Origin of the sequence: Roseobacter sinensis (assembly GCF_025755255.1) — a bacterium.
Lineage (GTDB): Bacteria > Pseudomonadota > Alphaproteobacteria > Rhodobacterales > Rhodobacteraceae > Roseobacter > Roseobacter sinensis.
The window spans coordinates 152,459-161,910 of record NZ_JALIEB010000012.1 but is presented as its reverse complement, the minus strand read 5'-3'; the positions used below and the strand labels follow the sequence as shown (position 1 = coordinate 161,910).

Here is a 9,452-nt window from a genome sequence, read left to right as displayed (position 1 = left end):
CCCGCCCCCCCGAGCCCCCGCCCGAGCGTTTCGCGAGGGCCCATGATGCCGCCGCAGCGGCACGCTCCTCAGGAGGCCGATCATGACCAACGCCCCAGCTGTTCCCCAGACCGCCGCACCGGCCCGCGGCTGGTACAAGCGCAACGAGATCGCCGTGACCCCCTGGCTGTTCCTGGCGCCCGCGATCCTGTTCTTCCTGGTCTACGTGATCTCGCCGATCTTCCAGTCGATCCAGATTTCCTTCTACGACTGGGACGGTCTGGGCGAGGCGCGCTACGTGGGCATGGCCAATTACGTCGAGCTGATGGACGACAGCGCCTTCGAGGTCTCGCTGTGGAACAACCTCAAGTGGCTGCTTTTCTATCTGCTGGCGATTCCGGGCGGCCTGTTCATCGCGCTCTTCCTGAATCAGACTGTTACGGGCATTCGCATCTACAAGTCTTTGTTCTTCTTCCCATTCGTGCTGTCTCAAGTCGTTGTCGGCCTGGTGTTTTCCTGGTTCTACCTGCCGAATGAGGGGCTGCTGAACGGGCTTCTGGGCGTCTTCGGGCTCGGCCCGGTCAACGTGCTGGGCGACCCGACGCTGGCGACCTATGGCATCATCGCCGCCGGGCTTTGGCCACAGACGGCCTATTGCATGATCCTCTATCTGACCGGTCTCAACGCCGTGGACCCCGAGCAGATCGAAGCGGGGCGGCTGGATGGCGCCAAGGGCTGGCGGATGCTGTGGTACATCATCATCCCGCAGCTTCGCCCTGCCACCTTCATCGCCTTTGTCGTGACCATCATCGGCGCCCTGCGGAGCTTTGACCTCATCTCAATCATGACCAACGGCGGGCCTTTCGGCCAGACGCGGGTGCTCAGCTTCTACATGTTCGAAAAGGCGCTGTCTGAATACGGCTTCCGCATGGGGTACGGTGCGGCGATCGCCGTGGTGCTCTTCCTGATCATGCTGGTCTTCATCGCCTACTTCCTGTGGTCCATGTGGTCCGAGGAGAAGGGCCGATGAGCGTGTCGAGATGTGCGGCCGCCTCCGGCGGGAGTATTTTCGGACGGGTGACGGGGGTGTACGCATGACCCGGACGGATTTCGATGCGCTTTGCGCGGTGCATCCGGGCGCCGTGCTCTCCGGGCCCGGCGAACTCGATGCCTGGAAGGTCGGCGGCAAGATGTTCGCCTGTTTCGGGCATACCGATCAGCGGGCCACCAATGACGACCACGTTGTGGTGCGCTGCGCGGATACCGAGATGGCGCAGATGCTGATCGAAAGCGGGGCCGCCGGCAAGCCCGCCTATTTCCGGGGGGCCTGGGTGCGGCTGGACCTGCCAACGCTGGATCCGGATGAGGCCAAGCATCGCGTGGCCGTCTCCTACACAACCATTCGAAGCGGGCTGACGAAGAAGGCGCAGGCCGCCCTGCCGCCGCTGCCCGAGGAGTGCTGAGATGTTTCCGACACCGATTGAAAAAACCCCGCGCTCCTGGCAGCTGACCTATCAGTCGCTTCTGCCTCTTGCCCTGATCATGTGGCTCTTGCCACTGATCGCCGTTGCGGTCTTCTCGATCAAGCCGGCGGTGGATTTCACCCAAGGCAACTATTGGGGCCTGCCCTCCTCCTTCGAGATGTTCAACAACTACGGGCAGGTGTTCTTCAACTCCGACATGCCGCGCTACATGCTGAATTCGGTCCTGATCACGGTACCGACGGTAATCGGCGCGGTGGCGCTCAGCTGCCTCGCGGGTTTTGCGCTCGGCGTCTACAAGTTCAAGTCGAACATCTGGATTTTCTTCATGTTCGTCGCGGGTAACTTCGTGCCCTTCCAGATCCTCATGGTGCCGGTGCGCGACCTGACGCTCGACATGGGGCTTTACAACACCAAGACCGGACTTGTGCTCTTTCACATCGCGTTTCAGACCGGGTTCTGCACGCTCTTCATGCGCAACTTTATCCGCGCCCTGCCGCATGAGCTGATCGAGGCGGCACGGGTCGAGGGCATCGCCGAGTGGAAGATCTTCTGGTATGTGGTCATCCCGCTGATGAAGCCCGCGATTGCCGCGCTCAGCGTGCTGATCTTCACTTTCATCTGGAACGACTATTTCTGGGCTGTGGTGCTGACCCAAGGGCCAGAGAGCCAGCCGGTCACTGCTGGGATTACAAGTTTCAATGCACAGTTCCGCGCCGCCTATCACCTGATGAGCGCGGGCTCGATCGTGGCCGCCCTGCCCCCTGTGCTGATGTTCTTCCTGATGCAGAAACACTTCATTGCCGGTCTGACCCTGGGGGCCGTAAAGTGACAACACACTGGCGTCTGGACGATGATCGCCAGACCATGGTTCTTGCCTCGACAGGCGGACGCAGCCCCCAGGTGATCTACTGGGGGCCTCCGCTGCCCGAGGGGGAGGATCTGGGGCAGTTGACGGCGGCGGTGGCTCTGGATGTCACCGGTGGCATGCTGGACGAGAACCCGGACCTCTCGATCTGTCCGGAAGCCTCGCACACCTTCCCCGGCCAACCGGGGCTGATCGTGCGCGACAGCGATGGTGCGCCGCTGCTGCCCGCATTCAAGCTGAAAGACGTCGTTGAGGCGGAGCAGCATCTGACCGTGATCTGCGAGGACACGGCGAACCGGCTGACCTATACGGCGGAGTTCGCTCTGGACCCGGACACCCATGTGATTGCGCTCTCGGCGCGGGTGAATTCCGACCGGCCGTTGCACCTGCACTGGCTCGCGGCTCCCGTGCTGCCCGCGCCGCAGCAATCGGACGAGATGATCGATGTGGCCGGGCGCTGGTGCGGAGAGTTCCAGCTCAACCGCACGGCCTGGTCGCCTGGCATCCGCTATCGCGAGAACCGCACAGGGCGGACAGGGCATGAGCATTTCCCGGGGCTGATCGTGCCCTGCCGCGGGGCGACGAATGCGAGCGGTGAGGCATTTGCCTTCCACTACGGCTGGTCCGGCGGGCACCGGATGATCGCCGAAGAGCTGCCCGATGGCCGCCGGCAGATTCAGTTCGGGCACGCGGCCCGAATGGAGACCGCCCCCAGCACGGAGTTCCGCACAGCGCCGCTCTATGCGGTCTATTCGTCGGATGGCTTCAACGGCTGCGCGGTGTCGTTCCAGCGCCACTTGCGCGACCGGATCGTGACCTGGACGAAGCCGGGCCGCCCGCGCCCGGTGCATTACAACTGCTGGGAAGCCGTCTATTTCGCCCACGACCTGCCGGTGCTGAAAGATATCGCAACGCGGGCCGCAGACCTCGGAGCGGAGCGCTTCGTGCTGGATGACGGCTGGTTCGGGCAGCGGGACGACGATACCTCGTCGCTCAGCGATTGGGAGGTGGACCCGCGCAAGTATCCCGACGGGCTGGGGCCGCTGATCGACCATGTGCATGGGCAAGGCATGGCGTTCGGCATCTGGTTCGAGCCGGAAATGATCAACCCCGACAGCAACATCCACCGCGCCCATCCCGACTGGGCGCTGGGGGCTGAAGACCAGATCCTCGGACGGCAGCAGAAGGCGCTGAACATGGGGTTGGCGGAGGTGCGCGAGTTCCTCTACGGGCGAATCTCTGCGCTGCTGCATGCGCATCCCATCGACTACATCAAATGGGACCACAACCGCGTGCTGCCCGCGCCGGATGCGACACAGACGCGCGGCTCCTACGCGCTGATCGACCGGCTGCGCGCCGATTTCCCGGATGTGGAGATCGAAAGCTGTGCCTCCGGCGGCGGGCGCATCGATTTCGGCATCCTCAGCCGCACCCAGCGGGTCTGGCTCAGCGACAGCAACGACGCGCTGGAGCGACTGCATATGCAGCACAATGCGGCCCTCTTCCTGCCCGCCGCCGTGACCGGCAGCCACGTGGGGCCGCGCAAATGCCATACTTCGGGGCGGATTCTGGACATTTCTTTCCGCGCCTGGGTTGCCGCGCAGCGGCACCTGGGCTTCGAGATGGACCCGCGCGAGTTGACCGAGCACGAGGCCGCGGTGCTGCGCGATGTCACGACTTGGTGGAAGGCCAACCGCGACTGGATGTACGGCGCCGATATCCTGCGGCTCGATGCGACAGATACGTCGGTGATCGCCGAGCAGCAGATGACCCGTGATGGCAGCCAGTTCGTGATCTTTGCGGGCAAATCTGGCTCCTCGCGCCAGATCGCGCCGCGCCCCTTGCGGCTCACCCGGCTGGACCCGGACGCGCGTTACGAGATCAGCCTGCGCAACCGGCATGAGGCCACCGAGCTGTCGCGTGGCAGCCCGGCCCTGAAACAAGGGCCGCTTACGCTGACCGGGGCGGCGCTGATGCACAATGGGATCGCCCTGCCCTGGAGTTATCCCGAAACCCTATGGGTGCTGGAGGGCAAACGGCTATGACCCTTTCGCACACGGCAGAAGAGGTGTCCTCATGACCAAGACAGCAACGTTCCACGACCTCGACGGGGCCTCGATCTACATCACCGGCGGCGGCTCCGGCATCGGGGCGGACCTGACGGACGGGTTTCTGGCGCAGGGCGCCAAGGTCGCCTTCATCGGGCGTTCGGACGCCAGCGGTTTTGTCGATGAGATGGAGGCGAAGCACGGGGTGCGCCCGCTGTTCTTTCAGGGCGACATCACCGATACCGAAGGCCTTCAGCGCAGCATCGCTGAGGCCGCCGAGGCGCACGGGCCGATCCACACGCTGGTCTCCAATGCTGCCAATGACAAACGCCACAGCTGGAAGGACGTCACACCGGAGGAATGGGATTTCCTCATGGCGGTGAACCTGAAGGCCTATTTCTTCGCCGCCCAGGCCGTGGCACCGGCCATGCAGGCGCGTGGTTCGGGCTCAATCATCAACTTCAGCTCGATCAGCTACATGATGGGCAACGCAGGCTATCCAGCCTATACGGCGGCGAATGGTGGCATCACCGCGATGACCCGAAGCCTCGCGCGCGAGTTGGGCCCCGACGGCATTCGCGTGAATGCACTGGCCCCAGGTTGGGTGCTCACCGAAAAGCAACTCGACAAATGGGCCACGCCCGAGGGGCTCGCGGCCCATCTGGAGCGGCAGTGCCTGAAGACCCATCTGGAACCGCAGGACGTGGTCGATGCGGTGCTGTTTCTCGCCTCGAACACCAGCAAGATGATGACGGGGCAATGCATGGTCGTCGACGGCGGCGTCGTGACCACGGGATAGGCTATGGCAGAGCGCGTGACACCGGACTGGATCGCAGTGGATTGGGGCACCACCAATTTGCGCGCCTATGCGATGCAGGGCGCTACGGTTCTGGCCCGCGCGGACTCTGATGACGGCATGGGCAAGCTGGCCTCCGACGGGTTTGAGCCAGCGCTGATGGCGCTGATCTCAGGCTGGCTGGAGGCCGGGCCGGTGCCCGTGATCGCCTGCGGCATGGTCGGCTCGCGCCAGGGCTGGGTCGAAGCGCCCTATCGCAGCGTGCCCTGCACCCCGCTGGCCGAAAAGTTGACCACGGCCCCCACGACCGGTGATCTAAGCGTCCGTGTCGTCTCGGGCCTCTCCCAGAGTGCCCCCGCCGACGTGATGCGCGGGGAAGAGACGCAGGTGGCGGGCTTTCTTGCGCTCAACCCCGGCTGGGACGGGGTGCTTTGCATGCCCGGTACCCACACCAAATGGGTGCATCTGAGCGCCGGCGAAGTCGTCAGCTTCCAGACCTTCATGAGTGGGGAGCTCTTCGCTCTGATCAGCGCGCACTCGGTTCTGCGGCATTCGTTGGGTGGCGACGGTTGGGATGCAGAGGCCTTTGCCGCCGCCGTGAGCGATGCGATGTCCAAACCCGAAGCGCTCGCTGCCCGGCTCTTTGGCCTGCGTGCGGGCAACCTGCTGCACGGCACCGGGGCACCGGTGACACGCGCCACGCTCTCCGGCCTGCTGATCGGTGCGGAGCTTGCCGCGGCGCGCCCCTATTGGCTGGGCCAAAACATCGCCATTCTCGGCATGGGCGATCAGGCGCGCGCCTACGGACAGGCCCTGCGCCAACAGGGCATCGAGGCGATGCTCGTCGACACGGAAAAAGCAACGCTGGCCGGGCTCACGGCCGCCTATCGCAACGCAAAGGCCCTGACATGACCCTGCCCCTCATCGCCATTCTGCGCGGGATCATGCCCGCCGAAGCGCCCGCCGTCTGCGAGGCGTTGATCGCCGCTGGGATTCGCCAAATCGAAGTGCCGCTGAACTCGCCCGATCCGCTGGAGAGCATCGGCGCACTGGCCCGCGACTTCGGCGACCAGGCACTGATCGGCGCGGGTACGGTGCTGACCGTGGACGAAGTGAACGCCGTCGCGGAGGTCGGCGGCAAGCTCATCGTCTCACCCAATTGCGATGCAGAGGTGATCAAAGCCACCAAGGCGCACGGGTTGCAGAGCTGGCCGGGCGTCTTCACGCCCTCCGAAGCCTTCACCGCCCTGCAGGCCGGGGCCGATGGGCTCAAGCTCTTTCCCGGCGCAATGGCGGGTACTGCCGGGCTTGCTGCGATGCGCCCGATCTTGCCCAGCGGCACGCTGGTCTATGCCGTGGGCGGCGCGGGGCCGGAGAATTTCGGCGAATGGATCGCGGCCAGCGCTGACGGTTTTGGCATCGGCTCAGCCCTCTACCAACCGGGTATGAGCGCTGCGGATGTGGCCACGCGCGCCGCCAAGATCGTCGAGGCCTACCAACAGGCGGTCGGATGAGCGCTGAGGTCTTCGACGACCGACGCTGTATCCTGGGCGAAGGCCCGCTCTGGCACCCGGAGCGACAGCAGCTTTTCTGGTTCGACATCATGCGGCACCGGCTTCTGAGCCGTGATGCCTCGGGTCCGCTGGAGTGGCGGTTTGACGAGCCCGTCTCCGCTGCAGGTTGGGTCGATGACAACACACTGCTCATCGCCTCCGCGAGCGGGCTCTGGCGGTTTGACCTGCGAAACGGCAGCAAGACACAGATCTGCGGGCTGGAGCGGAACAACGCCGTGACCCGTTCTAACGATGGGCGCGCAGACCCCTGGGGCGGGTTCTGGATCGGCACGATGGGGCGCAACGCCGAACCGGGCGCCGGTGCGATCTATCGCTTCTATCAGGGGCAGTTGCGCAAGCTGGTGCCGGGCATCACCATTTCGAATGCGATTTGCTTTGCGCCCAATCGAAGCTGCGCCTATTTCACCGATACCGCGACACAGCGGGTGATGCGCGCAGCGCTTGACCGCAACGGCTGGCCAGACGGCGACCCGCAGGTGTTTCTTGACCTCTCGGCCGACGCGTTGCACCCGGATGGCGCAGTGGTGGACAAGGATGGCACGATCTGGATCGCGCAATGGGGGGCGGCGCGCGTGACCGCTTATGCGCCGGATGGGACTTTCCTGCGGGACGTTGCGGTGCCGGCGCTGCATGCCACCTGCCCCGCCTTTGGCGGTGCGGAATTCCGCACGCTTTACGTCACCAGCGCGCGGCAGGGCTTGCCCGCAGACGTGGCGCATGATCAAAGCCCAAACGGTCAAACCTTTGCGGTGCCGAACATCGCACAGGGCCTCCCGGAGCCACAGGTGATCTTATGAACCGCGCGTTGGGTGCCTGCTACTATCCCGAACACTGGCCCGAGGAGATGTGGGCTGAGGATGCTGCCGAGATGGTTGCAACGGGTATCTCCTGGGTGCGGATCGGTGAGTTTGCCTGGAGCCGGATCGAACCCGAGCCGGGACGCTTCGACTTCGACTGGCTGGATCGCGCGATTGACGTGCTCAGCAGCGCAGGGCTCAAGATCGTGCTCGGTACACCCACCTGCACCCCGCCGCGCTGGATGCTCGACCGCTTCCCCGACATGCTGGCCGTGGATGCACAGGGCCACCCGCGCGGGTTCGGCTCACGGCGGCACTATTGCTTCAGCCATGCAGGTTATCGGGAGGCCAGCGGCGCGATTGCAGAGGTGCTGGGCGACCGCTATGGGCGTGATCCGCGCATCCACGGCTGGCAAATCGACAATGAATATGGGTGCCACGACACGATCCTGTCGTACTCCGACGCCGCCCGCGTCGCGTTCCGCGCGTGGCTGGCGCAGCGCTATGGCGACATCGAAGCCCTGAATGAGGCCTGGGGCAATGTCTTCTGGTCGATGGAGTACCGGAGTTTCGACGAGATCGACCTGCCCAACCTCACCGTAACGCAGCCGAACCCCAGCCACGAGTTGGCCTTCCGACGCTTCTCCTCCGATCAGGTTGTCGCCTATCACGAGGTCCAGGTGGCGGCGCTCCGTGCCCGCACCGAGGCGCCGCTGATACACAACTACATGGGTCGGGTGCTGGATTTCGACCATTTCGAGGTGGGCGCCTCGATCGATATCGCCAGCTGGGACAGCTACCCGATTGGCTTCCTCTCGGACCGGCTGGAAGGCACGGCAGAGCACAAGGCGCGCTACCTGCAGCAGGGCGACCCGGACATGCAGGCGTTCCACCATGACCTCTACCGCGCCGTCGGTCGCGACGGCCGCTGGTGGGTGATGGAACAGCAGCCCGGACCGGTGAACTGGGCGCCCCACAACCCCGCCCCGCTGCCCGGCATGGTGCGGCTCTGGAGCTGGGAGGCCTTTGCGCATGGGGCCGAAGTGGTGAGCTACTTCCGCTGGCGGCAAGCGCCTTTCGCACAGGAGCAGATGCACGCCGGGCTGAAACGCCCCGACAATGCCCCCGCACCGGGGCTCGCCGAAGCCGCGCAAGTCGGCCGCGAGATTGCCCAGATGCCGGACATTGCGCCGCAGCAGGCGCCGGTAGCACTGGTCTTCGACTACCCCTCCGACTGGGCCTGGGCGACACTGCCGCAAGGTGCGGACTTCAGCTATTTCCGACTGATGCTCGATGCCTACCGCGCCCTGCGGCGCTGTGGCCTGTCGATTGATATCGTGCCCTCGACCACAACCGATCTCTCGGGCTACGCCTTGGTGCTGGCACCGGGGCTGGCCACTCTGCCTCCGGCGCTTGCGGCCGCATTGCAAGAGACGGTGGCGCTGGTCGGGCCGCGCAGCAATGCCGTGACGGAGGAGCTGCGCATACCAAACCCCATGGGCCCCGCGCTGCCCGGCCTCGATGTAACGGCGACACGCGTGGAAAGCCTGCCGCCCTATGTGGCGCGGGCGGTTCTGGGGGGCGGAGCGGTGCAGCACTGGGTCGAAGACCTTGATGGCAGCGCCGATACGCTGCTCGAGGCGGACACCGGGCAGCCTGTGCTGGTGGGCAACGGCCGGATGCACTACCTTGGCGCCTGGCCCGATGCGGAGCTGTGGGAGCGGGTCGTGCACGGGCTGGCGAAAGAGGCGGGCCTGCCGGCGCAGACCTTGCCTGAAGGGCTACGGCTTCGGGATACGGCCACGCATCGGTTCGCGTTCAACTACGGGCCAGAGCTCATTGAATTCCAAGGGAAAACCATTCCGGCAGCCGGCGTCGACTGGTGGGTGATTTCAGAGAGCTGACGGCG

General features: G+C 65.0%; 9 protein-coding genes. All 9 read left to right on the top strand.

Translation table 11 applies throughout. From position 1 onward, the window contains the following. Window positions 1-82: 82 nt before the first annotated feature. The 9 genes from MUB52_RS17295 to MUB52_RS17255 all read left to right on the top strand — a co-directional run bounded on the left by MUB52_RS17295 (window position 83) and on the right by MUB52_RS17255 (window position 9,447). Window positions 83-1,009, top strand: a complete 927-nt coding sequence (locus tag MUB52_RS17295) for a carbohydrate ABC transporter permease (RefSeq protein ID WP_263845493.1) — start codon at window positions 83-85, stop codon at window positions 1,007-1,009. 64 nt (window positions 1,010-1,073) lie between these two features. After that, window positions 1,074-1,442, top strand: coding sequence for an MmcQ/YjbR family DNA-binding protein (locus tag MUB52_RS17290; protein WP_263845492.1), 369 nt, complete (start codon window positions 1,074-1,076; stop codon window positions 1,440-1,442). 1 nt (window position 1,443) lies between these two features. Next, a complete protein-coding gene (locus tag MUB52_RS17285) occupies window positions 1,444-2,292 on the top strand; it encodes a carbohydrate ABC transporter permease (protein WP_263845491.1) in 849 nt (282 codons plus the stop codon). After that, the gene (locus MUB52_RS17280) at window positions 2,289-4,373 is read left to right on the top strand and encodes an alpha-galactosidase (RefSeq protein ID WP_263845490.1); all 2,085 of its coding nucleotides are present in this window, start codon (window positions 2,289-2,291) and stop codon (window positions 4,371-4,373) included. The genes MUB52_RS17285 and MUB52_RS17280 overlap by 4 nt, the downstream gene beginning before the upstream one ends. Before the next feature lie 31 nt (window positions 4,374-4,404). Beyond that, complete coding sequence (locus tag MUB52_RS17275) at window positions 4,405-5,175, top strand: SDR family NAD(P)-dependent oxidoreductase (RefSeq protein ID WP_263845489.1); 771 nt, start codon at window positions 4,405-4,407, stop codon at window positions 5,173-5,175. A gap of 3 nt (window positions 5,176-5,178) precedes the next feature. Continuing rightward, entirely contained in the window at window positions 5,179-6,084 is a 906-nt protein-coding gene (locus MUB52_RS17270) for a 2-dehydro-3-deoxygalactonokinase (RefSeq protein WP_263845488.1), read from the top strand. Further along, a complete protein-coding gene (locus MUB52_RS17265; protein ID WP_263845487.1) occupies window positions 6,081-6,686 on the top strand; it encodes a 2-dehydro-3-deoxy-6-phosphogalactonate aldolase in 606 nt (201 codons plus the stop codon). The genes MUB52_RS17270 and MUB52_RS17265 overlap by 4 nt, the downstream gene beginning before the upstream one ends. Beyond that, a complete protein-coding gene (locus tag MUB52_RS17260; protein WP_263845486.1) occupies window positions 6,683-7,543 on the top strand; it encodes an SMP-30/gluconolactonase/LRE family protein in 861 nt (286 codons plus the stop codon). Before MUB52_RS17265 ends, MUB52_RS17260 begins: the two co-directional genes overlap by 4 nt. Beyond that, on the top strand, window positions 7,540-9,447 hold the full coding sequence (locus MUB52_RS17255) for a beta-galactosidase (protein WP_263845485.1): 1,908 nt from the start codon (window positions 7,540-7,542) through the stop codon (window positions 9,445-9,447). Before MUB52_RS17260 ends, MUB52_RS17255 begins: the two co-directional genes overlap by 4 nt. The last annotated feature ends 5 nt before the right edge of the window (window positions 9,448-9,452 follow it).

Coding starts and splice junctions, on each gene's coding strand:
- MUB52_RS17275 (WP_263845489.1), top strand. CDS start 4,405: ATGACCAAGACAGCAACGTTCCACGACCTCGACGGGGCCTCGATCTAC.
- MUB52_RS17295 (WP_263845493.1), top strand. CDS start 83: ATGACCAACGCCCCAGCTGTTCCCCAGACCGCCGCACCGGCCCGCGGC.
- MUB52_RS17290 (WP_263845492.1), top strand. CDS start 1,074: ATGACCCGGACGGATTTCGATGCGCTTTGCGCGGTGCATCCGGGCGCC.
- MUB52_RS17270 (WP_263845488.1), top strand. CDS start 5,179: ATGGCAGAGCGCGTGACACCGGACTGGATCGCAGTGGATTGGGGCACC.
- MUB52_RS17285 (WP_263845491.1), top strand. CDS start 1,444: ATGTTTCCGACACCGATTGAAAAAACCCCGCGCTCCTGGCAGCTGACC.
- MUB52_RS17265 (WP_263845487.1), top strand. CDS start 6,081: ATGACCCTGCCCCTCATCGCCATTCTGCGCGGGATCATGCCCGCCGAA.
- MUB52_RS17255 (WP_263845485.1), top strand. CDS start 7,540: ATGAACCGCGCGTTGGGTGCCTGCTACTATCCCGAACACTGGCCCGAG.
- MUB52_RS17260 (WP_263845486.1), top strand. CDS start 6,683: ATGAGCGCTGAGGTCTTCGACGACCGACGCTGTATCCTGGGCGAAGGC.